The sequence below is a fragment of the Sedimentibacter sp. MB35-C1 genome (genome assembly GCF_030913635.1).
Taxonomy (GTDB): domain Bacteria; phylum Bacillota; class Clostridia; order Tissierellales; family Sedimentibacteraceae; genus Sedimentibacter.
On record NZ_CP133188.1, the window covers coordinates 759,777 to 785,250 of the forward strand.

At 39.0% G+C, this 25,474-nt stretch carries 23 protein-coding genes; 15 read left to right on the forward strand and 8 right to left on the reverse strand.

Translation table 11 applies throughout. The features are described 5' to 3' along the window. Nucleotides 1-48: 48 nt before the first annotated feature. From RBQ61_RS03665 to spoIIR, 6 genes are all read left to right on the forward strand, one after another. Nucleotides 49-1,728, forward strand: coding sequence for a sigma-54-dependent Fis family transcriptional regulator (locus RBQ61_RS03665; RefSeq protein ID WP_308139168.1), 1,680 nt, complete (start codon nucleotides 49-51; stop codon nucleotides 1,726-1,728). A 146-nt stretch (nucleotides 1,729-1,874) separates the two neighbouring features. Further along, nucleotides 1,875-2,075 (forward strand): CLC_0170 family protein, encoded by a 201-nt coding sequence (locus RBQ61_RS03670; protein ID WP_308139169.1) that lies wholly within the window; start codon nucleotides 1,875-1,877, stop codon nucleotides 2,073-2,075. Nucleotides 2,076-2,084: 9 nt separating this feature from the next. Further along, a complete protein-coding gene (locus RBQ61_RS03675; RefSeq protein WP_308139170.1) occupies nucleotides 2,085-3,587 on the forward strand; it encodes a spore germination protein in 1,503 nt (500 codons plus the stop codon). Further along, nucleotides 3,588-4,682 carry an endospore germination permease gene (locus RBQ61_RS03680; protein ID WP_308139171.1) on the forward strand — a complete coding sequence of 365 codons (1,095 nt, stop codon included), beginning with the start codon at nucleotides 3,588-3,590 and terminating at the stop codon, nucleotides 4,680-4,682. It begins immediately after the preceding gene. A gap of 37 nt (nucleotides 4,683-4,719) precedes the next feature. Next, nucleotides 4,720-5,820 carry a Ger(x)C family spore germination protein gene (locus RBQ61_RS03685; RefSeq protein ID WP_308139172.1) on the forward strand — a complete coding sequence of 367 codons (1,101 nt, stop codon included), beginning with the start codon at nucleotides 4,720-4,722 and terminating at the stop codon, nucleotides 5,818-5,820. Between the two features lie 11 nt (nucleotides 5,821-5,831). Continuing rightward, a complete protein-coding gene (gene spoIIR / locus RBQ61_RS03690; RefSeq protein ID WP_308139173.1) occupies nucleotides 5,832-6,533 on the forward strand; it encodes a stage II sporulation protein R in 702 nt (233 codons plus the stop codon). A gap of 58 nt (nucleotides 6,534-6,591) precedes the next feature. Here the strand turns inward: spoIIR and RBQ61_RS03695 are convergent, their stop codons facing one another. From RBQ61_RS03695 to murI, 3 genes are all read right to left on the reverse strand, one after another. Beyond that, entirely contained in the window at nucleotides 6,592-7,995 is a 1,404-nt protein-coding gene (locus RBQ61_RS03695) for a sigma-54-dependent Fis family transcriptional regulator (protein ID WP_308139174.1), read from the reverse strand. Between the two features lie 89 nt (nucleotides 7,996-8,084). After that, the gene (locus RBQ61_RS03700; protein ID WP_308139175.1) at nucleotides 8,085-8,504 is read right to left on the reverse strand and encodes a DUF1934 domain-containing protein; all 420 of its coding nucleotides are present in this window, start codon (nucleotides 8,502-8,504) and stop codon (nucleotides 8,085-8,087) included. 14 nt (nucleotides 8,505-8,518) lie between these two features. Then, nucleotides 8,519-9,325 (reverse strand): glutamate racemase, encoded by an 807-nt coding sequence (murI, locus tag RBQ61_RS03705; protein WP_308139176.1) that lies wholly within the window; start codon nucleotides 9,323-9,325, stop codon nucleotides 8,519-8,521. Nucleotides 9,326-9,615: 290 nt separating this feature from the next. Here murI and RBQ61_RS03710 point away from each other — a divergent pair, with 290 nt between their 5' ends. The 6 genes from RBQ61_RS03710 to RBQ61_RS03735 all read left to right on the forward strand — a co-directional run bounded on the left by RBQ61_RS03710 (nucleotide 9,616) and on the right by RBQ61_RS03735 (nucleotide 17,111). After that, entirely contained in the window at nucleotides 9,616-10,656 is a 1,041-nt protein-coding gene (locus RBQ61_RS03710; RefSeq protein ID WP_308139177.1) for a zinc-binding dehydrogenase, read from the forward strand. A gap of 84 nt (nucleotides 10,657-10,740) precedes the next feature. After that, nucleotides 10,741-11,991, forward strand: a complete 1,251-nt coding sequence (ablA, locus tag RBQ61_RS03715) for a lysine 2,3-aminomutase (RefSeq protein WP_308139178.1) — start codon at nucleotides 10,741-10,743, stop codon at nucleotides 11,989-11,991. A gap of 97 nt (nucleotides 11,992-12,088) precedes the next feature. After that, a complete protein-coding gene (locus RBQ61_RS03720; protein WP_308139179.1) occupies nucleotides 12,089-13,117 on the forward strand; it encodes a hypothetical protein in 1,029 nt (342 codons plus the stop codon). 8 nt (nucleotides 13,118-13,125) lie between these two features. Further along, complete coding sequence (locus RBQ61_RS03725; RefSeq protein ID WP_308139180.1) at nucleotides 13,126-14,700, forward strand: DNA mismatch repair protein MutS; 1,575 nt, start codon at nucleotides 13,126-13,128, stop codon at nucleotides 14,698-14,700. Nucleotides 14,701-14,796: 96 nt separating this feature from the next. Further along, entirely contained in the window at nucleotides 14,797-16,353 is a 1,557-nt protein-coding gene (locus tag RBQ61_RS03730; protein ID WP_308139181.1) for a lysine 5,6-aminomutase subunit alpha, read from the forward strand. Continuing rightward, entirely contained in the window at nucleotides 16,353-17,111 is a 759-nt protein-coding gene (locus RBQ61_RS03735; RefSeq protein ID WP_308139182.1) for an OAM dimerization domain-containing protein, read from the forward strand. Before RBQ61_RS03730 ends, RBQ61_RS03735 begins: the two co-directional genes overlap by 1 nt. A 235-nt stretch (nucleotides 17,112-17,346) precedes the next feature. Here the strand turns inward: RBQ61_RS03735 and RBQ61_RS03740 are convergent, their stop codons facing one another. The 5 genes from RBQ61_RS03740 to RBQ61_RS03760 are packed head-to-tail and all read right to left on the reverse strand — an operon-like array spanning nucleotide 17,347 to nucleotide 21,924. Further along, nucleotides 17,347-18,534: a molybdopterin molybdotransferase MoeA gene (locus RBQ61_RS03740; RefSeq protein WP_308139183.1), complete on the reverse strand. Its 1,188-nt coding sequence runs from the start codon at nucleotides 18,532-18,534 to the stop codon at nucleotides 17,347-17,349. Nucleotide 18,535: 1 nt separating this feature from the next. Continuing rightward, the gene (locus RBQ61_RS03745) at nucleotides 18,536-19,474 is read right to left on the reverse strand and encodes a class I SAM-dependent methyltransferase (protein WP_308139184.1); all 939 of its coding nucleotides are present in this window, start codon (nucleotides 19,472-19,474) and stop codon (nucleotides 18,536-18,538) included. Further along, on the reverse strand, nucleotides 19,471-20,034 hold the full coding sequence (locus RBQ61_RS03750) for a nucleoside-triphosphatase (RefSeq protein ID WP_308139185.1): 564 nt from the start codon (nucleotides 20,032-20,034) through the stop codon (nucleotides 19,471-19,473). Before RBQ61_RS03750 ends, RBQ61_RS03745 begins: the two co-directional genes overlap by 4 nt. Before the next feature lie 20 nt (nucleotides 20,035-20,054). Beyond that, the gene (locus RBQ61_RS03755) at nucleotides 20,055-20,876 is read right to left on the reverse strand and encodes an ABC transporter ATP-binding protein (RefSeq protein WP_308139186.1); all 822 of its coding nucleotides are present in this window, start codon (nucleotides 20,874-20,876) and stop codon (nucleotides 20,055-20,057) included. 7 nt (nucleotides 20,877-20,883) lie between these two features. Then, on the reverse strand, nucleotides 20,884-21,924 hold the full coding sequence (locus tag RBQ61_RS03760) for an iron ABC transporter permease (RefSeq protein ID WP_308139187.1): 1,041 nt from the start codon (nucleotides 21,922-21,924) through the stop codon (nucleotides 20,884-20,886). Between the two features lie 192 nt (nucleotides 21,925-22,116). On the opposite strand from RBQ61_RS03760, the gene RBQ61_RS03765 reads away from it, so the two are divergent. From RBQ61_RS03765 to RBQ61_RS03775, 3 genes are all read left to right on the forward strand, one after another. Further along, nucleotides 22,117-23,253 (forward strand): ABC transporter substrate-binding protein, encoded by a 1,137-nt coding sequence (locus tag RBQ61_RS03765; protein ID WP_308139188.1) that lies wholly within the window; start codon nucleotides 22,117-22,119, stop codon nucleotides 23,251-23,253. A 114-nt stretch (nucleotides 23,254-23,367) separates the two neighbouring features. Beyond that, nucleotides 23,368-24,270, forward strand: coding sequence for an NTP transferase domain-containing protein (locus RBQ61_RS03770; RefSeq protein ID WP_308139189.1), 903 nt, complete (start codon nucleotides 23,368-23,370; stop codon nucleotides 24,268-24,270). Nucleotides 24,271-24,314: 44 nt separating this feature from the next. Continuing rightward, nucleotides 24,315-25,352 carry an XdhC family protein gene (locus RBQ61_RS03775; protein WP_308139190.1) on the forward strand — a complete coding sequence of 346 codons (1,038 nt, stop codon included), beginning with the start codon at nucleotides 24,315-24,317 and terminating at the stop codon, nucleotides 25,350-25,352. Nucleotides 25,353-25,474: the final 122 nt, after the last annotated feature.

The window sequence follows — 25,474 nt, forward strand, 5'->3', positions numbered from 1 at the left end:
AGAAAATTTAACTAAAAATTTTAATAATACGTATTTAAGGATAATAATATGAGAATTAAAAATGTTGATTTTACAATAGGATTTGTTATAACAGACACTAAATACAATATTTTATACTGCAATAATTACTTTAAAGCAAACATATGTAAGGTTAGTGGAGAAATTTTAAATAAAAAATTAACAATGTATTTTCATGATATAAAGGGCGATGAGGATCAGAATATTAGCTCTGTCAAATATATCGATAATTCTGTTTACTATGCTGTTCATAATAAATTTAAACTTTATGGAAATGAGCTGTCTCTGTTTTTCTTCTATGATTCAATTATAGGCAGTGAATTGGAAAAGCAAATTACCAGGCTAAGCAGCCAGAAATATTTATATAATGAAATGCTGAACAAGCTTAAGGACGGTATTTATATAACTGATGAAGAAGGTACAACAACCTATGTAAATGATGCGTTTCTTGATCTTTCGGGTTTATCCAGAGAACAGATAATAGGAAAGTCGGTTTATGATTTAAGAAAGCTGGATGTGCTGCCTAATTCCTGCTGTGCCAGAGTTATTGAAACAAATGGTCCCGTTTCTACAATAAACAATTATTACAAAGGCCAGAGGTGTTTGGTTTCCGGCTCGCCTATATTTGATGAAAACGGAAATCTCAGAAAAACCATAGCGGTTATAAGAGATGTATCAGAGCTGGATGTATTAATGAAAAATATTACTAAAGAAAAAAATTTGTTTATTGTTAATGGTGATTACGAGAATTTTGAAATTAAAACCAAGCTGAAAGAGCCTATTAATAATAATGAAAAAATGAAAAATATATACAATAAAGCTAAAAAAATTGCCAATGTTGACAGCACAATATTAATTTTGGGAGAAACAGGGGTAGGAAAGGATTTTATAGCAACGTATATATACAATATAAGCAAAAAGAATAAGGGTAAATTTATAAAAATAAATTGCAGCGCAGTTCCTGAACACCTGCTTGAGTCAGAATTTTTCGGGTATGAGGAAGGTGCGTTTACAGGAGCTCAAAAAGGGGGCAAAAAGGGTCTTTTCGAGGAGGCAAACGGCGGTATTCTATATCTGGATGAAATAGGTGATATGCCGTACACTTTACAGGTTAAGCTCTTGAGCTCCATAAATGACAGGATGTTTTACAGAATAGGAGGAACATCGCCTGTAGAATTTAGTGCAAGAATTATTGCAGCTACAAACGTTGATTTAGCACAGCTGGTTGAGGAAAAGAAGTTCAGAGCGGATCTGTATTACAGACTGAATGTGGTATCTTTTGTGGTTCCGCCCCTAAGACATAGAAAAGAAGACATCATTCCCCTTGCTCAGCAGTTTATTGAATATTTTAATAACAAGTACGGCAAAAACTGTTACTTTACTACTGGCTGCCTTGAAAGCTTTCTCGTATACGGTTGGCGCGGAAACATAAGAGAACTTAGGAATATAATAGAGCGTATGGTTTTAATAACAGACGAGGCGTCAATTGACAAAAAACTGTTCAGGGAACAGCTCTTGCTTAACAATTCGCCGGAAGAAGATTCTAAATTTATGTATGACGGGAAGACACTGAAAGACAAGCTTGATGATTATGAAAAAATTATAATAGAAACAGCCTTAGACAGTTCGAAAACTATGAAAGAGGCTGCTTTCAAGCTTGGAATAGATATTTCCACTCTGGTCAGGAAGAAGCAGAAACATAAAATGTAAAACAAACGAATTCCGAAAAAATAATGTATTTTTAGAAATGTCTCTCAATGAGACATTTTTTTATTTAACTAAATTTGATTATTTGGAATAAAAAAGCCTAAAAATGCAAATATTACTAATATTGTAGAACAAGCATAGGAGGGGTTATGTACTTTATCAACGATATTAAAATGTTGATTAATACTGACACCATAACGGTGTTTTTGATAATCAGTTTTATTTTGATATTTAGAACTGCCAAGGAATTGAAGCGGAAAAAATTTCACAGAGATTATAAAATTGTTAAAACAACTGGAATAGTTTATGGACTGCTGGCACTGGCGGCTGTAATTGCAATTAATATATAGGAGTTTTAAATGGGCGAAAAACAAAACTTAGAGAATATTAATATAGAAAAAGATTTAAATAAAAATGAGAAGGAATTAAAAAAAATATTTAAGGATGCTAATGACATCATTTTCAGAAAGATTGATGCCGGTCAAAACAAAAAAACTAAGATGCTCTTGGTTTATATTGACGGAATGACCACAAAGGAAGCAATCAGTGAATTTGCTGTTCAAATGCTCATGAAGGACATGGATTTGCAAAGTTTGGAAAAAAGTGATTCTGAGCTGCAGAACGCAATTGCCAATACCAATATAGCGGTAACAGAGATACAAGCTCTTCAAACTATTCAGGAATGCATTGACAAGGTGCTTTCCGGAGAGACGGTTCTTTTAATAGACGGATGCTCAAAAGGTATAATGCTCTCATCCAGAGGTTGGCCAATGAGAGGCGTGCAGGAGCCCTCGGCGGAGACTCTTATAAGAGGTGCCAGAGACGGTTTCAATGAAACCATGAAGGTAAACATTACACTTATAAGAAGAAGAATAAGAGATCCAAAGCTAAAAGTAAAATACATGCAGGTGGGAAGCAGATCTAAAACAGACATTGCAATTATATATATAGAGGATATTGTAAATAAAACAGTCTTGGAAACAGTGGAGAAAAGAATAAAAAATATAGATATAGAAGCTGTGCTGGAAAGTTCTTATATTGAGGAAATGATAGAGGATGATATATATTCTCCGTTTCCTCAAATTGAAAACACCGAGAGGCCTGATGCTGCTGCATCGGCAATTTTAGAGGGGAGAGTCGTGATAACTGTGGATAATACTCCATCTGTTCTCATTGCTCCCGCAATATTTGTATCGTTCATGCAGTCCTCAGAGGATTACTATGAAAGGTGGATGCCGTCGTGTGTAACCAGAATGATACGATATTTGGCGTTGCCAATAGTTATGCTCCTTCCGGCTCTTTATGTGGCAGTAACCCAGTTCCATCCTAATCTTCTGCCAACACAGCTGGCACTTTATGTTGCGGCCTCCAGGGCAAATGTTCCTTTTCCTCCTTATTTTGAGGCGCTTTTAATGGAGCTGGTAATGGAGCTGGTCAGAGAGGCTTCTTTAAGAATTACAAGTCCTGTTGGATCAACAATAGGTCTTGTGGGAGGTATCGTAATAGGTCAGGCATCTGTGGCGGCCGGGCTTATAACTCCTTTGGCCGTAATCATTGTGGCATTGACCGCTATTTCGGCCTTTGCGATACCAAGTTACAATTTCAGCACGTCATTGAGAATGATTCGTTTTGGTTTTATAGTTCTTGCATCAATATTCGGATTGTTTGGCATATCACTGGGGCTTTGTCTTTTGATAATTCACCTCTGCACTCTTAAGAGCTGCGGAGTGCCGTACATGACTCCTTTAGCTAGTTTTGTTGATAACAGAAAAGACTTGAGGGATACAATTATAAGACCGAGAATCAAGAAAATGGTTCACAAACCAAAATATCTTCAATTTGAAAAAGAGAAAGGAAAATAGATGTTCGATCAGGATATTACTCCATATCAAAATATATCAATTTTAATATTAGTATCATTTGTTTCTCAATCTATTTTGATGCCGCTGTTACTGTCTGAGATAGACGGTCCTGTTGGGTGGATGTCGATTATAGCGGCGGGATTTCTCATATATATTACAATGAAACCCATAAACAGGCTGATGATAAAGTACAAGGAAGATACAATAATAAGTATATCCCACAAGGTATTTCCAAAATTCCTGGCAAAACTCACAGGTGTATACTACATACTTATGTTTCTTACTGCAAACAGCATATTGCTGAAAGATTTCGCGGAGCAGATAAAGCTTATGATGCTTTTCAACACACCTATAAGCATAATAATAATATCTCTCTTGCTTATTGCCAGTTACGCGACAAAAAAAGGAATACAGTCAATTGCAAATTTGGCTAATATAGCGGTGTTGATTGCCTTGATACCTTATATACTGATAATAATATTTTCAACATATTACGCTGATTACACAAATGTGTTTCCCATTTTTCCGGCAGACGTGAAAGGAATAGTTAAGTCAGTTCCCGCAGCGATGCTGGGATTTTTCGGATTTTCCGTACTTTTGTTTTCTAACAGCAGGGTGTCAATTAAAGAAAAAAATATGAAGGTAAATAAAAGATTTATCGTAATAAGTGCCGTACTTTATGCCGCATGCTACCTGCTTATAGTAGTAAAATTCGGAATGAAGGAAGCTGTAAACATGGTATGGCCATTTATTTCCGTAATGAAATTTGTTAATATACCGGGATTTTTCTTTGAAAGTACTGAAATCGTAGGATTATGCTTCCAAATAATAGTTACATTTACAAGCATATGCATTATTGCATATTTTACAAATCTTGCTATGCAGGAAACTTTTAAGACCAGAGAAGACGGATATTTTATTTACATCCAGATACCCATTTTGTATACCATGGCTGCAGCTCTGCCCGGCATGTACATGATGTTTCCGTACATACAGTGGCCGTTAATAGTGCTGAGCGGACTGAATTTTTTCATACCGCTTATCGTTGTATGGATGGACAGAAGGAAGCAGAAGCATAGAACAGAAAACATATAATATTATGATTTTACGTGATTATAGCGAAGGGGTTTAAATGAAACAAATAAAAATAATAATTTTAATGCTGCTGACATCATTAGTTTTAACAGGTTGCTGGGACAGCTTTGAAATCAACAAAAGGGAATACTTATTTGCTGTGGGAATTGATAAAAATCCTAAGAACCTGACTTTTACGTCTGAAATTCCAAAAATAAATGAAGGCAGCGAGGAACAGAGAATTGTTTATTCAAAGGAAAGCACAAATTTTGCGAATTTTTACAGCACCAGCTATCTCCATTCTGAAAAGGCCATTTCTGACAGGTTAATGCAGGTAATAATACTGGGAGAAGATGTGGCCAGAGATCCGGAGTCATTTAAAAAAATATTTGACGAAATCCAGCGGTCTCCTCAAATGAACAGAAGAGTTAAAATATGCATTGCCAAAGGAAAGGCTCAGGACATCATAAACATGGAAATACCGACCAATCCCATTGTGGGCAGATTTTTGAGCGATATGTTAGTTAAACTTAAAAGAGAAAGCTACCAGGATGTTTATACCTTTGATGAGGCAATACTCCACTTGGGGCAGACGGGAAACGTTATGGTGCCGGTTGTGGAAGTAAACGATAAAAGCTTGAAAGTGGAAAGGGCGGCCGTTGTTAAGGAATACGAACTGGTGGGTTTTTTGGAACCGGAGGAAGTTGAAATCATTATGGTTTTATTAAATCCCGACAGAGCCAATATCAGCAATTTCAATATATCTGTTGATGATACAACCGTAGGGCTGGGTGCCGTTGATGTGAGCATGACGGAAGATATAAATTTAAAAAATAATAAATTAAGCGTTGATTATTATATTACGCTATATTGTTACATAGATTCGTTTATCGTAGGTAATGACAAGTTGCAGGATAAAAATTTTATGGATAAAATCAAGACTGAGTCTGCAAGAATGATATCAGATGTGGCTTCAAATACAGTCGATAAGCTTCAGCATTACTACAGATCAGATCTTATCAGAATAAAAGATAAATTATACAAGTATCACAAATCCGAGTTCGACAAAATCGAAGACAAATATGATGAAGTTTTTGAGGCAGCGGACATAAATGTACATTTGAGTGTAGATATAAAAAGCACCGGATTGGTTAAATAAAGGGAGGGCGTATGAGCTATTATAAAAAAATTTTAATTTCGGTAATATTTGTTGCCGTTGCCGTTGCCGTTTCATATACGGTAGATGCATACACAGGAATGGCAAAAATAAATGACAAAGTTATACGGTTACATGTTATTGCAAATTCAAACACTGTTTATGACCAACAGTTAAAATACAAGGTCAGAAATCATGTGATTAGTAAGTTTGACAGTGAATTTGAAAACATAACGTCTAAAGATGACAGCGAAGATTTAGTTATAGAAAAGATAAATGAAATAAGAAAAGAAGCAGAGGAAATAATTTCAGAGGAAGGATATGATTATGAAATAAATGTATATTACGGGAATTTTAAGTTTCCACGGAAAATATACGAGGACATAGTTCTTCCGGAAGGCTATTATGATGCCGTAAGAATAGAAATAGGCAGGGCAGAAGGCAACAATTGGTGGTGCGTGATGTTCCCTCCTCTGTGTTTTGTGGATTTCGGACAGGACAAAAATGCAGAGCCGGTATTTGATATAGAAACAGAAAAAAAGCTCCAGGAAGTTTTGACTCAGGAAGAAATTGAGGCTATAAAAACAAAAAGAGGCATAAAAGATATTAAGTTTAAATCAAAGATATATGAATTTATAGAAAAAGGAAAAGTAGAACATACAGGTTTAGAGCCAAGCCAGACACCTAGTGTATATGCCCGTTCATTGGCTAAATAAAATCCCTCATTGTTTCAAAAATCTGCCCCCGTCGTTTTTTTCGGCGGGGGCAGATTTTTTAGCCTGGTATTTCAAGCTTTTTAATTTTATATTGAAGTGTCTGCCTCGGAACATTTATAAGTTTTGCAGCTTTTGTGATGTTGTAATCCGTTTGCTCTAAGGCAGATTTTATAATATCGCGCTCGACTTTTTCTACGGCCGCATTCAAGTGTTGCAGCGCGCCGATGTTTTGTAAATTGTTATTCCTCCTGCTGTAGTTTTTAAACTGGAAAGGAAGGTGTTCTTCTCTTATAAGCTCTCCGTCATACAGCGAAACGGCACTTTCAATTGCGTGTTCCAATTCCCTGACGTTTCCCGGCCAGCTGTATTCCGTAAATATATCAAGCACTTCTTTAGAAACGCCGCTGAAAAACTTATTGCATCGTTCGTCGTATTTTTTTATAAAATGATCCACAAGAAGAGGTATGTCGTCTATCCTCTTTGACAAATCAGGAATAACGAGAGTTATTACGTTCAATCTGAAAAACAAGTCCTGTCTCAGTTGCTTAGTTTCTACAACTAAGTTAATATCTGTATTTATAGCTGATATAATTCTTACATCAACATCTATTGTGGTAGCTGAGCCTACTCTTCTGACCCTTCCGTCCTGCAGAACCCTCAAAAGCTTGGTCTGAAGCTCCAGGGGCATGGAATTTATTTCATCCAGGAACAAGGTTCCGCCATCGGCAAGCTCAAATAAACCCGGTCTGTTTTCTGCTCCTGTAAAACTACCCTTAACAGAGCCAAACAATATGCTTTCAAGCAGGTTAGAAGGCAGAGCCGCACAGTTCTGCGCTATGAAGGGCTTGTGCTTTCTGTTGCTGGAATTGTGTATGGACTGTACAAAAAGTTCCTTACCTGTTCCTGTACTCCCTGCTATCATAACAGGTGAATCAGACATGGCCGCTTTTATTCCAAGTGATTTAAGCTTAAGCATCTCTTTGTTCTGTCCTATGATGTCAAGAAAATTAAACTTTGCAACAGGTTTTGACGGCTTGTCGTGCCCTCTGTCGTTCCTTTCATACAGTTCTTTTTGCAGGTTTACTATTTTTTCCGACAATTCTCTGACCTTAGTTATATTTCTGGAAACTTCAAGAGCTCCAAGTACCTTGTTGTTATAATAAATGGGGATTGTTGAATTCAATGTTGATATTTTATCACCTTTATAATTTATAAAGTTCTGTTCAACATTATAAATCGGCTTGCCTGTTCGTAAAACTTTTAACAGAGTGCTTGTCTCAAAGGTAAGAGAAGGATACACCTCAAGAATATGTCTTCCTATTGCTTTATCCACATCGATTTCATCAAGCTGCTTTGCGGATGAATTGTAATAAGCAATTTTACCGTAGGCGTCAACTACATGAATTCCATCATTTATTAAATCTATTGCGTGAATGAGTGCATCAAAATATTTTATATCCATAAATCTCCTTCTGCGCCGAAAAATCAGCGCCACATGCCGAAAAACAGGCGGTAAGTCCTGTTTTTTCTTATCAAACAGGTTAAGATTGCCTAAAAAATATCAATAGCTAATTTGTTATAGCTTTTTTCACTTCCGGCAAAAACAACTTGGTATTCTATCTTGACAGTTCCATTTCCCACCTCATCCAAATTATTCTCATATATCATGGTGTTGAAGTCCAGGTCGAAATTACCGTAAGGTGTTGAATAAATATTACTGTAGCTTTGATTTTCTTCAAATTCCATTCTTGAAGATATATCTCCAACTTTGGTCAGTATTAATTTATCTTTGTATATCTTCAACCTTGTTTTAGAAGAAGTGTTTTCGGTTATGTCACTTTCATCATAATTTATAACTATGCAATCTTCATGAAAAAGTCTTTCGGCCTCGGTAACAAGCTCCATAACTTCTTCGTTTCCGGCTTTGTCTATTGTCTGGGCTGTAGTAATTTTTATTTTGGCATTATTCATTCTGTACCTCCTTTTTAAAGGTTATCTATTGCGATTTCGTAAAGATTATCAATTTCCTTCTTTAGAAAATTGCCTCCTATTCTTCTTAGGCGTTCAGGTGCATCGCTGGCGTAATATTCGTATCTGGCTTTATCGTAATTTTCGTTAAGCATGTTTTCATCTGTAAGCAGTTTTTTCAAATCTCTTGCGGTTTCAAATGCGGGATTGACAAGCTTAACATCAGGACCAACCACTTTTTTGATTGTGTGCCTTAAAATAGGATAATGGGTGCATCCCAGCACCAAAGTGTCCACATCGTGTTCAATCAATTCATCAAGATATTTTTCCGCAGTCAAAAATGCTACGTTTGAGTATTCCCAGCCTTCCTCAACTATGGGAACAAACAGCGGGCACGGAATCCCAATCACTTCTGCATCGTGGAGATACTCCATAATTTTTGCCTGGTAAGCATTAGAATTTATTGTTGCAATTGTACCTATTACACCTATTCTTCCGTTCTCTGTAGCGGCAGCCGCACTTTTTGCTCCGGGATTAATCACACCTATTATGGGAAGATCAAAATTGTTCTGCACGTGCTCAAGAGCTATTGAGCTTGCTGTGTTGCATGCAATTACAATGGTTTTAACATCCTTGCTCTTTAAGAAGGATGAGCATTGGTTAGCATATTTTTTTATGGTTTGCTCAGATTTTGAACCGTATGGAATTCTTGCGGTATCTCCCAAATATATGATGTTTTCGTAAGGAAGTTGCTCCATTACTTCTCTCATTACAGTGAGTCCGCCTACTCCTGAATCAAAGATTCCGATTGGTCTGTTATCCATATATACCTCTTCATTCTTTATGAAAATTTATTAATATTTAATTAATATGTGAATAATCAATAATTATGTTGTATAATGGCATTATAACAAAATATGTTTCACAGAGCAATATTAAAAGCTGAATTTTCGGCACTTAGGGTTAAAATGTCATTATGGGAACGATACAAACGTTGAAAAACAGGGATTTTTGTTTTTTGAAGAAATTGGCACGGTACTTGCACTATATGTGTGTGAATACCCATATCTAACCCAAACCCAATAAAAAATTTGCAATTATTTTAGGAGGCACTATGATCAAAAAAGGAAACCCATACGGAACACACAGAGTAATTGAGCCAAAAGGAGTATTGCCGCAGCCGGCAGTTAAAATCGATAACACAATGGAGATATACGACAACGAGATTTTGATAAACGTTCAAACTTTGAATGTAGACTCGGCAAGTTTCACTCAAATAAGCGACCAGGCAGGCGGAGACGTAGAAAAAATTAAAGAAATAATGAAGGGAATCGTAGCAGAAAGAGGAAAGCATCAAAACCCTGTAACAGGATCAGGCGGAATGCTCATCGGAACTGTAGAGCAAGTAGGACCTGCATTGGAAGGAAAGACTGATCTTAAAGTGGGAGATAAGATTGCTACGCTGGTTTCATTATCATTGACACCTTTGGTTATAGAAGAAATACTTACTGTAAGAAAAGATATTGATCAGGTGGACATTAAAGGAAAGGCTATTTTATTTGAAAGCGGAATATATGCGAAACTTCCTTCAGACATACCTGAAAATCTTGCATTGTCTGTATTGGACGTAGCAGGAGCTCCTGCGCAAACTGTTAAGCTGGTAAAAGAAGGAGATACAGTGTTGGTTCTTGGAGGATCAGGAAAATCCGGACTTCTCTGCCTGTACGAAGCAAAGAAAAAAGCAGGTGCAAGCGGAAAAGTTATATGCTGGGCTCACAGACAAAGCACTCTTGAAACAGTTAAAAAACTCGGTCTTGCTGACGTGTGCATAGCTGGTGATGCTACAAATGCAATCGAAGTGTACGACAAAGTAATGGAAGCAACAGACGGTAAACTGTGCGACCTGGTAATAAGCTGCGTATCAAGACCTAACTGCGAAATGTCGGCAATCCTTGCGACAAAAGATGAAGGTACCGTATATTACTTCAGCATGGCTACAAGCTTTACAAAAGCAGCATTAGGAGCTGAGGGCGTGGGTAAAGATGTAAATATGATTATCGGTAACGGATATACAAAAGGACATGCGGATACGGCTCTGCAGATAATGAGAGAAAGCAAAGGGTTAAGAGAGCTGTATACAGAGCTGTATGCTTAATCAGGCATCTGAGTTTAAATACTAATTGAGTTTTTTCAATTAGTATTTTACCTATTAATTTAATTTATAAATGGAGGTATTATAGTGGGTTATTATAATGAAATCGAACTCTGGAAGGACGTAAAGCCTGAAGAGTGGGACGACTGGAAATGGCAGGTTGAAAACAGAATTGATTCAGTTGATAAACTTAAGAAAATAATTAATATAACTGAACAGGAAGCAGAAGATATATCAAAGGTTTTGGAAAAATTCAGAATGGGCATCACTCCGTACTATGCTGCTCATATGGATAAGGATGATCCCAGAGATCCAATCAGAATGCAGGCAGTTCCGACAATTGTCGAGACACATGTAAGTTCTGCTGATATGCTTGATCCTCTTCACGAGGATACGGACTCACCGGCTCCGGGGCTTACTCACAGATATCCGGACAGGGTTTTATTTCTTATAACAGATCAATGTTCAATGTACTGCAGACATTGTACAAGAAGAAGATTTGCAGGGCAATGCGACGATGAGGTTTCAATGGAAAATGTCGATAAGTGCATCGACTATGTAAGAAATCATCCCGAGGTAAGAGACGTACTGCTGTCAGGGGGAGACTGTCTGCTGGTTTCAGATGAAAAATTAGAATATATCATAAAGAAATTAAGAGAGATACCTCATGTTGAAATAGTTCGTCTCGGCTCAAGAACACCTGTTGTATTGCCGCAGAGAATAACAGACGATCTGGTTAACATGCTTAAAAAATACCACCCAATTTGGCTGAATACTCATTTCAACCATCCGAACGAATTTACTCCGGAATCAATGGAGGCATTGAGAAAATTGGCGGATGCAGGTATACCTCTTGGAAATCAGTCAGTTCTTTTAAGAGGAGTTAACGACTGTCCGCATATTATGAGAGACCTTGTTCATAAGCTTGTTATGAACAGAGTAAGACCTTACTACATTTATCAGTGCGATCTTTCATTGGGCATTGAACATTTCAGAACACCTGTTGCAAAAGGAATTGAAATTATTGAAAGTTTGAGAGGACATACTTCAGGATACGCCGTTCCTACATTTGTTGTTGATGCACCGGGAGGCGGCGGAAAGATTCCTGTAATGCCTAACTATGTTCTTTCGCAGTCTGCTGACAGGATCATTCTGAGGAATTATGAGGGAGTTATTACAACATATACAGAACCGCATCTTCCGGATATGGAATGTACATGTGATGTATGTCAAGGCAAAAAAGAGGATACATTAACAGGAGTAGCCGGACTGCTGCAGGGAAGCGACTTGGCATTGGAGCCTACTAAACTGGCAAGAAGAGACAGAGTACACAAATAACAATAAAGAATAAACCGGTCGTTCTGATAGCAAATAATAACTGCAATCAGAATGACCGAAACGTAATTTGCTAATTATAGATATTAAGAGGGCAGCTATGGGATTAATTGAAAGTATTAAGAAAAATAAATACAAAACAGTATCCATAGTCGGTCTTGCGAAAAACGCGGGAAAGACTGTGGCTCTCAATTATCTCATAGGTGAGGCAGAAAATTTAAGATTGAATATAGGAATTACCTCTGCGGGCAGGGACGGAGAAAATTTAGATTTGGTTACACAGACACAAAAACCGTCCATATTTGTAACAGAGGGCATGTATGTTGCTACGGCAAAAAAAACATTTATGCTTTCGGATGCAAAGGCAGAAATTCTGGAAACCACAGGAATTTCTACACCTATGGGAGAGGTTATAATCGTCAGGATAAGGCAGAGCGGCAATATGCAGATTGCCGGGCCTGTAAGCGTGACGGACATGAAGTACGTGTCGGGACGTCTGAAGCACTACGGGGCAAAAGTTGTTTTTATCGATGGAGCAATCGACAGAAAGGCAGCTTCCTCGCCTGTGATATCGGATGCATGCATCATTGCCACTGGAGCGGTGCTTAGCAGGGACATAAAAAAGGTCGCCGAAAAAACAGCTCATGCGGTAGAGTGCATGCTTCTGAAGCAGACGGACGATGGTATCAGGAAAATTATATTCAGGAAAAAATCAACATGCATAATTCAAAACACCGGCGATGTAATTGTGCCCGACATTAAAACCAGCATAACCGGAGGCAAGAAAATAAACGATCTGGTGGATGAAAAAACGACACATGTCTTTATAAAGGGAGCGGTAACCACTTCATTGTTAAGAGACATAGGCGAAAATAAATATTTAAGAGGTATTAAAATAGTAATTGAAGACGGAACAAAGGTGTTTACAGACATAAATGTGTGGAACGAGCTGAAAAGAAAAGGATTGAAGGCTGAAACTCTTAATACAATAAATGTTATTGCGGTTACCCTGAATCCTGTATCTCCGGTAGGATACTTTTTTGACAGTGTGATATTTAAGTCGGAAATGGAAAAATATCTGCCGGAAGTTAAAATAATTGATGTGGTAGCGGGCGGTGATTTAGAGTGACCAGTTTTATGACAGAAAACACAATTAAAAATATAGATATGAACTATATCTTTAATGAGGTTAGGCCTATAACCGAATATGGTATCAAAAAAAAGCGGGAAGCAAAGCCTTTTAGGAAAGGTCAAGAGGCAGACCTTAAAAAAGAGTTCAATAAAATCAGGGCATTTATTGAAAGCCCTAGAAGGCGTGATATCATTGATGTGCTCAAACATATAAAAAACATATATGAAACATTGGAGCGAACGAAGCATAATCAGGTATTAGATGAAGTTGAATTGTTTGAAATAAAAAATTTCCAAATTCAAACGGAAAAAATGGAGAAATATTTAAAAACATTATCCATTGACGATTTAAAATTAACGCCCATACCGCAGCTTTACAAGCTTTTAGATCCTGCCAATGAAAGAATGAACACATTTTATATTTATGATGATTATTCTGAAAAACTAAAATCTATAAGAGATGAAAAAAAGGCTGCTGAAAAAAATATTGGAGTGCTTAAAAAAGCAATAAAGGAAGAAGTAGAAAAAAAATACGGCATAAAGCTAAACCTCAAGGATGAAATAACCATAAGCAAATCGGAACAGGAAAAGGCAGAAGAGTTTTCAAATGATGCTAATTTAAGAATATGCGGAGAAAATTACTTAAATATTATTTTTAAAATTAAAAACAATTCAGAAATAGACGAGCTTGAGAAGAGGATGGAAATTTTGAAGAATGAAGAAGATGATGAAGAGTTCAAAGTTCGTCAAAAAATTTCCAAGGAAATAAAAGGATATTATGACTTAATAATGAGCAACATTAATATCATAGGAGAAACGGACTATCTCATAGCAAGAGCAAATTTTGCTCAGAAAACAAGGTCTGTTGAACCTGAAATTGTTCATGAGCTTGAAATAACAATTAAATCTGGCAGAAACCTGAAACTTGAAAAATCATTGAAGGAAAAGCGTAAGGAGTATATGCCCATAGATGTGAGTTTAAGGAAAAATGTCGCCTGTATAACCGGCGCAAACATGGGAGGAAAGACTGTAAGTCTTAGGATGATAGGACAGATTGCTGCATTAGCCGGGTATGGAATGTTTGTACCTTGCGAGTATGCCAAACTTTGTCTTTTTGACCATATATTCATATCTGTAGGTGATGATCAGTCCATTGAAAAAGGCTTGAGTACATTTGGTGCGGAAATTGTTAATTTAAAGGAAGCGCTGGAATACTCGGCGGAAAGGTGCCTGATTCTCATAGATGAGCTGGCCGGAGGCACAAATCCCAAAGAAGGATATGCTATTACAAAGGCTGTTGTTAAGTATCTGAAAAGTAAAAGCTGCATAACAGTGTTGACAACCCATTACGACAATGTGGCTAATGATGAAGATGTGCAGAATCTCCAGGTTGCGGGATTAACTCTTCCTGACAGCGATGATTTGTTCAAAATAAACAATATAGAGCAGATTTCAAAATATATGGATTACAGACTAATTGAGGTCAAATATAAAAATGATATACCTAAGGATGCCATTAAGATAGCTAGAATGGCAGGCATACCTGAAGAAGTGATAAATGATGCAGAAAATTATTTATAGTGATACTGTCATACTGAATTACAGATGAGTATCTCGTGTTGTTTCAGCAGGAGATTATCAATCTACTGTCAGAATGACGGAGGTAAAGGAGGATTTATGGATAGCAAGTTAAACTTAAGCCCTGAGCTCATTGACAGCGCGCGTTCAGCTGCCGCAAGCATAGCAGAAGAGACGCAGCAGTTTATAGACAAAAACACTACTGTTACTGTTGAAAGAACTGTGGCAAGGCTAATGGGCGTTGACGGAGTGGACGAAATTGACAAACCGCTTCCCAACGTGCTGATTGACAGCATTAAAGAGGGTGGTGGATTATCCAGAGGAGCAGCATTTTGGATAGGTAATGCAATGGTGCATACCGGCAAGACTCCTCAGGAGATAGCTGAAGCGGTAAGTGCGGGAGAAATAGAAATTACAAAGCTTCCCATTGCCGATGAAAATAAAATTATGGATGCAGTCTATGAAACCGCAAAGAAAATGGTTGAAAGAGTGAGACTCACCAGAGCAAAAAGAGAAGAATATTTAAATACAATCGGCGAAGGTAAAAAGCCATATTTATATGTAATTGTTGCTACGGGAAATATTTATGAAGATGTTATCCAGGCACAGGCTGCTGCCAGACAAGGCGCTGACGTTATAGCTGTTATAAGAACCACGGCACAAAGTCTTTTGGACTATGTTCCATACGGACCAACAACAGAAGGATTCGGAGGAACTTTTGCAACTCAGGAAAACTTCAGATTAATGAGAAAAGCTCTGGATGAGGTGGGCGAAGAGGTAGGAAGATACATACGTGTCTGCAACTACTGTTCGGGACTATGCATGCCTGAGATAGCCGCAATGGGTGCAATGGAACGGCTTGACGTAATGCTTAATGATGCTCTTTACGGCATACTGTTCAGAGATATAAACATGCAGAGAACATTGGTGGATCAGTATTTTTCAAGAATAATAAATGGTTTTGCAGGAATAATTATCAACACTGGAGAGGACAATTACCTGACTACGTCAGATGCTGTAGAAGAGGCTCATACGGTGCTGGCATCTCAGTTTATAAATGAGCAATTTGCTCTTAAAGCAGGGCTGCCTGAGGAACAAATGGGACTTGGCCATGCATTTGAAATGAATCCTGCTTTAGAAAATGGATTTTTGTTTGAACTTGCTCAGGCACAGATGGCTAGAGAAATATTCCCTGATGCCCCTCTTAAATACATGCCTCCTACAAAGTTCATGACAGGTAACATATTCCGCGGACATTTGCAGGATGCTTTATTCAACCTGATATCCATATGGACCCATCAGGGAATTCAGCTTTTGGGTATGCCTACGGAAGCAATTCATACACCGCATCTTCAGGATAGAATGCTGTCCATTGAAAATGCGCAATATATATTCAACAATGCCAGGAGTATAGGTGATGAAATAGAATATAAAAAAGACGGTATAATTCAGAAAAGAGCACAGGAAGTTCTTGAAAAAGCTGAAAGCCTTCTGAAGGATATTGAAAAAGAGGGAATATTCAGCACTATTGAACAGGGAAAATTTGGAGGAGTTAAAAGAGCATTTACAGGCGGAAAAGGTCTGGAAGGTGTTATTGAAAAACATGAAAAATACTTTAACCCGTTCATAGATTTGATGTTAGGGGGTGCAAAGTAATGGAAGGTATTCAGAAGGTTGATCTTACAAAGGTTAAGCCATATGGAGATACTTTAAACGACGGAATGGTACAGATGAGTTTTACACTGCCGATACCTTACGGAGATGAAGCAAGTGAGGCTGCAAGGCAGCTGGTTTCAAAAATGGGCTTTGATGAGCCTGCAGTTGTTTATTCAAAGGATCTTGGCATAGGCTATACTTACTTCATAATGTACGGAAAGTGCACACATACTGTTGATTATACATCCATTGAGGTTCCAAAAGTTGATATGGAATTTATGGACAGATATGAGATTCAGGACTACATCAAAGAAAACATAAAGAGAGATGTGGTCATTGTAGGCGCCTGCACAGGAACAGATGCCCATACCGTTGGTATAGATGCGATTATGAACATGAAGGGCTTTGACGGAAACTACGGTCTAGAAAGATATAAGGGAATAGAAGCAATAAACATGGGAAGCCAGGTTCCAAACGAGGAACTTATAGCTAAGGCTATTGAAGTTAACGCGGATGCAATTCTTGTATCACAGGTTGTTACCCAGAAAGACGTTCACATAGCAAATCTTACTCAGCTTGTTGAAATGCTGGAAGCAGAAGGGCTGAGAGATAAAATTGTATTAGTGTGCGGAGGCCCTCGTATTTTTCATGATCTGGCACAAGAGCTGGGGTATGATGCGGGCTTTGGCTCTGGAAGTTTTGCAAACCACGTTGCTACATTCATAGTAAAGCAGATTGTGGAAAGAAATCTTGTATAAAAGTACACATAGGAGGACGAGAGTCCTTCTTTTTTTTGTGCGATAAAATATTCGGTTGCAAAGTTTCATATATATGGTGAAATTGTGTTCAGGTAATAAAAACGCCAACAGACCCAGCCGAAGAAAAATCGGGACGATTGGGAGCGATAACAAGACAAAATAGTGTGAACACAGGTAAGCTGTGTTCACACTATTTTTTGGGTAAACGACTAATTGAAATAAATATAACCAAACACTATACAAAATATTCTTCTCCACGCAATAAAGTGACCTCCAAAGGTTCCCCCGGGTGTTTAGTTTCCACGCCCAATTCGGTTATGTAGAAAGCTCCAGCGGCCAGACTGTTTGCCATACTTCCTCCCTTCCATGGCTTTTGCTTGACCAAATAGCCATCGGGCCCATTTTCCACATCCATTAAACACAGAATTTCCATGGAGGGAGGTGCCTTAATTTCTTCAGTCAGTACACCAGTAATCGTTTGACGTTTAGGCATAGGGATGTGCAACATACGATGAACAATTGCACGGATACACCAATCCATCCCATACAACATCGCAACTGGGGGCCCCGGAATATTGATTACTGGTTTATTATCAATAACAGCAACACACATTGGCTTTCCGGGTGCTGCCGCTACCCAATGGAACAGTGCAACACCTCGATCTTCCAAAATACGTGCGTTGAAATCTTCTTCTCCTTTAGAAGAACCACCGCTGAGAATAACTACATCTGCCTCAGAGAGAGCTTGATTCAACGTGACTTCAAGTTTTTCCCGAATATCTTTTACAATAGGGTAGACTACAGGTTCAGCACCCATCTCCAAAAGAATGTTTTTCGCAAAAACACTATTGCTATCTATGTTTTTTCCTCTTAGGACTTCTGCCCCTAATGGAACCAATTCGCTCCCTGTAGGCAAGAATGCAATTCGAGGCTTTTTGTGAACCTCCACATCTGTTACACCGCCCATTGCAAGACAAGCCAAATCAAAAGAACATAGTTTCTGCCCGGCTTTACCAACGAGCGTCCCCTTCGAGATTGTACTTCCATGGGGCCGAATATTCATATTCTTTTGAACCGTTATGTCAGGATTAATCCATAAACCCGATTCTGTAATGGATACCCGCTCGATGGGGATCACAGCGTCAAATCGGTCATCGAAATCATCTCCTGTATCTGCTCGACAGTAATCAACTCCGTTAACCCACAGCTTGGTATCGGGTATTCCACTCGCAAATCGGGAACTAATTACAGCAACGCCATCCATAGCCGAAGCCCGCACAACAGGAATGGAGTAGAGCGCATGATAATCATGGGTCAGAACACGTCCCAGTGCTTCATCAGTAGGGATAACCTCGGCCGAAACTGTAGGTGTCCATTTTTCAAATAATGTTTTGAGAACTTGACTTCTCGTAGGTAACTGCATATTATACCCCCTGCTCCAATATTCGATAGTCCGGACGTTCGGTTTTATTCCTAATATTCCACAGAATAGTACCATAACTCGAATCGGTAATTTCCAGAAGATGTCCGTCCTCGTCCGCATGTGATTTTAGCCAAGATAAAATTTTGGCAGCGTTTCTATCGGTTTGTTCGTATTCCGGCAACATGTGCTCCATAATGAACGCTACATATTCTTCACCTGGCGTTATAATGATTTCCTGATGCCGGTTTTCATAGCTTGTTTCAGGATTATATCCCATAAGGAAAAGGACATTAAAAAGGGAATAAAACCATCTGCCGCTCCATTGTTTCGGTAATTCTTGTCCAAAAACTTCTCGCATGATTTGGGCTCTCAACCGATTATGTCCACTCAAATGAGTAATGTTGCAACACCATGCACGACTCATTTCCATAGACTTGATTAGACCATCCATGCCATGAATAGCCGGAGTCATGGAGCAGAATACTAAATCAAAAGCTCTTTTGTAGCCCTCTCTTTCAATATCAATGGTCTGAAAATCGCAGACACGAAGAACAGCATTAGTAAGTCCCTGCTGCACAATATGCTCCGTTCCATGTTCAATCATTTTACTTGAGATGTCCAAACCCAGAACACTATTTGCCTTTCGAGCAAATTCAGCAACAAATCGCCCGGGGCCACAACCGATATCCACAACATCACAACTTTTGTTCAAAACACCACGCTGTTCTAAAAGTTTGACCGCACTATAAACACGCTCATCCCCTTTGCGTTGATTGATACGCTCTTTTTTCCAGGACTCAGCCCGTTTGTCCCATTTTTTCGCAGAATGATCCGGTGTATCCGGAAGGCGAGACTCCTGCATTTGTACAAAGTACTCTAAATCGACAAGATTGTAATTTGGCTTATATTGTATATCCATTTTATCTATATACTTCATCATTTTTTCCTTTCTATGGATGCACACGCAGAAAATTTTAGTTGTTCTCGCATGAATTTCAGCACTTCAACTTTGAGGGCATCCCTATTTTCCTCCGTGATATAAAAACAATGGCATTTGGGGTGCGTCCGAACTTGTTCTAAAAATGCAAACCCTTTCTGATTTTTCACAGCAGCAATTACAGGAACTTCTCCATCTAACCTTGAAATAATAGCATCACAAAACTGCTTTTCGTTTGATTCCATAAATCCTATTTCATCAAACACTATTACGCTACTGTTCGGCACTGAAGCTAAAATTTTAGGTGCATAAGCATCAAATACACCCGCCATGGTTTTAAACCCTTCAGTAGGGCTGCAGTAGCCAAGAAGGTTTTTTGTTGATTGAACCCGTGGTTTTCCCGGTTCATAGATATAAACAGGTTCTCTCATTTGGGAATCCGAAAGAAGCGATTCTTTCTTTGTTTGATATCCGTATATTGGTCTCCCTAATTTCTGCAAAACACTATTGATCAAAGTGGTTTTACCGATATGGCGGGGACCAACAATTAATGCATGAATCATTATATTCCTCCTAATTTCTGTCATGCGTCATTCATTTTATATTGGCGCAAGAGATTTTCTGTGTTTTTTACAGGCAGGCAAATTGTCCTTTCCATACCATAGCGATCATGTATTGTAACAACATCCATTTCGATGTCGTAGACAGACTCTAAGTTTTTAGGTGTGATAATCTGCTTCGGAGGGCCAAGACCTTCAACCTTTCCCTCTTTCATCAATAGGACTTTACTTCCAATGGAGAATGGGTGCTCCGGACTATGGGTTGACATGACAATACAATATCCTCTTCTTGCAAGATCTGTAATTACTTCCATTAGTAGCTGGTGATTGGCATAGTCAAGATTTGCGGCCGGTTCATCCATGACAAACACCTTGGCGGATTGGCATATAGCACGGGCAATCAAAATCAACTGCCGCTGCCCACCGCTTAGAGCTGTATATTTTTTATTTGCGAGATGCAATGCGTTTACTTTTTCCAATGCAGCAAATGCAGACTCACGATCCGTTGCTTTAGGTGTTTCAAAAGATGAGAAATGAGAAGCTCGTCCCATAATTACAATATCCAAAACCGTATAGGCAAAAATAGGCGTATGGTATTGAGGAATATATGCAACCAGGTTTGCCAACTCCTTGGGAGAAAGAGCTTTGGTATTGTGCCCATCAATATGGATACTTCCGGACGAAATCGGAATTGAACCAAGCAACAGTCTAAATAAAGTGGTTTTTCCACAGCCGTTTGGACCAACAAGACACAGAACATCTCCAAAATCTGCATTGCAACTCACACCTTTTACGATATTACCGTTGCCATAACCGCCAAATACATCATTAATTTCCAACAACATATAATTTTTACCGCTCCTTTCTCTTGATAATGAGATAAATAAAGAACGGCGCTCCCATTATGCTGGTCACAACACCGAGAGGAAGCTCCATTGATAAAACAGAGCGGGCAATGTCATCCATCAGCACCAAATATCCGGCACCCAACATAGCGCTGGCGGGGATCAACCGGCCATAATCTACGCCTACAAGCGCTCTGGCTAAATGAGGGATCATTAAGCCGACCCAACCGATTAAGCCACCAAGGCAAACTGCCGCAGCGCTCAGTAAAGTAGATGCAATAATAAAAATCAGTCGATAATGACGGATATTGATACCCAAGCTCTTTGCTTCTTCTTCATCCAGCGTCATAAGATTGATTTGCCAACGAAAAACAAACACTAATATTAGTCCAATTAGCATGGGAATGGCACTCCGCTGAAAAGCATCCATATTCGTTTTTGTGAGACTTCCCATAAGCCAAAATGTAATCTGTTGCAAGACATCATTAGGATCTGCTACGTATTTTATCATTGTCACACCAGCGTTACAAAGTGACATGATCATTGATCCAGTAAGTACAAGACTAAGTGTGTGCGAATGAGCTGACTTCCTGCTGATCAAATAAGATGCTGCAACAGCGGCTATTCCACCAATAAAGGCGGCAATCTGAACCATCCAATTTGACGCACCATTCAAAATAGCAAAAGCCGCACCAAGGCTCGCACCGGATGAAACGCCTAAAATATCTGGAGATACCAAAGGATTTCGAAACATTCCCTGATAAGTTGAACCAGCAACAGACAGCGACGCACCAATAAAAACCGCGGATAAAATTCGTGGTAATCGAATACTCCAGAAAATCGTGACTGCTTGTGGCAAAATATCACCTTTATACCCGAACCTGGATAAAAAGGCTTGTATAACTTGAGAAGGTGATAACGGATAATAGCCCACCCAGAATGAAAATAGTGTAATCAAAAGCAGAAGAATCAGCATGCCCAGCATTAAACACCGGTAACGGTGTCGCTGAGCCGCTTCATTTTGAACCTCAACATGAGATATGCGCATAGTCGGCGTCCCCTTTAATTAGTACTTGACAAATAAAAATCGTAATGTTATGCTGTGTGTTGCGTTATACTTTTAAAAGCAATTCGCATTTAAAAGTATAACGCTACAGCTCCAAAATGTCAAGACCAATGAAATACATACTATGGAATACTATGGAGCAAAATGTTAAATTATATTAAAGGAGACTGCTTTATGAAGAAACCAAAACGCTTGCTTGCCATGCTTTTGACTGTTCTAATGATGGTAAGCCTGTTTGCTGGTTGTGCGCAGACGGAAAATCCCTCAGACGCATCTCAACAGACAGAAACTCAAAATCAAATCTCGGATGAAAGCAATGTGACCGAAGAACCAACTACCCGTGAAATCACAGATATGGCAGGCCGTATCGTGACTGTACCTACCGAAATTGACTCTGCTTTTTCTACCGGTCCTGTTTCGGCGATTTTTCTGTATATGGTTGCACCGGACAAACTGTTAGGATGGAATTATGAACTGAATGATATCGAAAAATCTATCATTCTTGAGGAGTATCATGATCTTCCAAACTTCGGTATGGGTGATGCCGTTAACTATGAAGCAGTTATTGCTGCGAATCCCACTATTGCTGTCAACTGCGGCACAATAAATGATGCGATGATTTCCGATTGTGATGCCCTGTCTGAAAGTCTTGGTATTCCTGTCATTGCCGTGGACAGTGATCTTAATAATTCTGTGGCAGCATTCAGATTTATGGGGGAACTCTTAGGAGTGGAAGAGCATGGCGAAGCGCTTGCCGCTTACGCTGAGCAAACCTTCAGTGATATTGAAACTCTTGCGAACATACCTGAAGAAGAGAGAGTTCGTGTTTACTATGGCAATGGCGAAGATTCTCTCGAAACTGCACCCAACAGCTCGTCTCACGCACAGATTCTCGATACAATCAATGCCATTAACGTAGCAGATCTCGAGCTCGGTGATGGTTCTCGTGTACAAATTTCCGCGGAACAGCTACTTGCCTGGGATCCTGATGTAATTGTTGTGAATGGAGAGCCTAAGGCGAACATGAGTGGTGGTTCTGCTGCGGATGCTATCCTGAACAATCCTGACTACGCTTCTTTGAAAGCTGTTCAGGAACTGAAGGTATACGGTACTCCCAACGCACCGTTTAGCTGGGTTGACCGTCCGCCCGGACCGAACCGTCTCATTGGTATGCGTTGGTTCTCCGCATTGATATATTCGGATTATATTGAATGCAACGTTGAGGAAGAGGTTCACGAATTTTTTGAACTGTTCTACCATGTTGATTTGACTGATGAACAGATGAACAACCTTCTCAAGGGTACCCTGTGATTGCAAAAACCGCCCGGAGAGCTTCGGGCGGTTTTTTTCTCCGTTCCATTTGAAGTTATGGTATTAATTTGATATAATTATACCATACGAAAAATCATGGAAAGGGGTATTGTTATGACTGCTGCTCTAATCATTGCCGCAGGAAAGACAGAGCGTAGAGATAAATTTTCGCCGGAAAAACAAGTTGGTAGAATTACGGCTATTGAAAGAATTGTGTTGCTTTTTAAATTAGCAGGCATTCAACGCATTGTTGTTGTTGGGGATGAAGATGAATTGCCTCAAAAATTAGTTTCCTCCATGAATCTTGTTTTTTTGACAGTGTCGGCAAACGGAGAGATGTTGGATAGCATAAAACAGGGTCTTCTTTATTTACGGGACAAGTGCACAAAGGCGCTAATTACCCATGCTGATGTTCCGGTATTTTCTAAAAATACAGTCCAACTTTTATTGGATGCGGATGGAGATGTGTGTATCCCGTCTCATGGCGGACGTTGTGGACATCCCATCTTGCTTCGGTCAACTTGTTTCGCAGAAATTATTTCTTATCGGGGGAATGACGGATTAAAAGGCGCAATTGAAGCCTCTGGCATTAAAAAAGAAATTGTCGAAACTGACGATGAAGGAATTCTGATAGATGTCCAATCACCAACACTGCATGGAAATCTTTTGGACAATCATGACATCATGAATATGAGAGCTTCTTTCCAAATCAAAATCAGTAAGGAAAAGAGGTTTTATGGTCCGGGCGTTCATCATCTGCTACAGTTGATTGAGGAATTCGGCTCCCTATCCAGTGCATGCCAGCACATGGGAATGTCATATACCAAGGGGCGAAAAATCATTTCCACAATGGAAGAACAGCTTGGAGTACCTGTACTTGATACAAAACAAGGAGGCAAAACCGGAGGCTATTCTCGCTTAACTGAAGAAGCGAAAAAAATGATGGATAGCTATTTTGCGTTTCAGGAAGAAGCTGAAGCGGTACTCCAAAAAATATTTAAAAAACATTTTACTTAGGATGATAAGAATACTCCTATATATCTCATTGAAAGGTAATTACTATGAATGCTATATTTGCAAAAATATTGTACGAGTTGGAAAAGTCCCATAATCTTGTTCTGGTAAGCATTGTTTCGCAAGAAGGTTCCTCTCCCCGTGGTGTCGGTGCACAAATGCTAGTGGGTGAGCATGGCCGCATTCTTGGCACTGTCGGTGGTGGATCAGTAGAAATGCATTGCGAACAGAACGCTTTTGACTATCTCAAAGGAAAGCAATCGGGCAAAAAGGTGTTTTTTTTGAAAACAGGCGATAAAGATGATATTGGTATGGTCTGTGGAGGCGATATAGAAGTTTGGTTTCAGTATGTTGATTCTTCGCTTTCGTTTTGGAGACAGCTTGCTGGAACGCTTTTAAACTTATTAGCTAATCATCAGGGTGGTTGGTTGGCGTTAAATACCGACGGATCGCTTCCAGCTATATTAGATTCAGAAGGAATTGTTGTTTTGGGAGCATTGCCTACAGGCGCAAGCGTACCATCACTTTTACACAACAAATATTTGAAGACGAAAAATAGTTTTTTTATGCCATTGCCAGTCCGAGAAAGAGCTGTTATTTTTGGCGGAGGCCATTGTACACAGGCATTGGTGCCGATGCTAAACAAGGTTGGCTTTAGGGTTGCGGTTATGGATAATCGTCGAGAGTTTGCCAGGCCAGAATTGTTTCCGGATGCAGAATCTGTTGTCTGTGGTGATTTTAAGAGAATTGCGGATTACATACAATTGTCTATTTCTGATTACATTGTAATTATGACCAGCGGCCATAGCTACGATTTGGATGTGCAACAACAAGTGTTAAAGAATCCTCCGGTTTATGTAGGCGTAATTGGGTCAAAAAGCAAGAAAGCTTTTGTAAACCAACGGTTAAAAGAAGCAGGATTTTTAGATGAAGTAATACAGAACGTCCACTCTCCCATTGGCACAGAGATTAAAGCTGTTACTCCAGAAGAAATAGCAATTAGTATAACGGGAGAAATGATTTATGAACGGGCGCTTCTTCGAGAAGCCTGTGGAATTATAACACACGGTTGTCCCATGCATTGATATACGTCAAAATGGCTAACAGTACTAGGGAAGAAGCGTAATTACGGGCGTCTGAAGTTCAAGTAACTGATAGGCGCTTTTTATTATTCAATTATTTTACAGTTTAATTAACAATCCTAGGG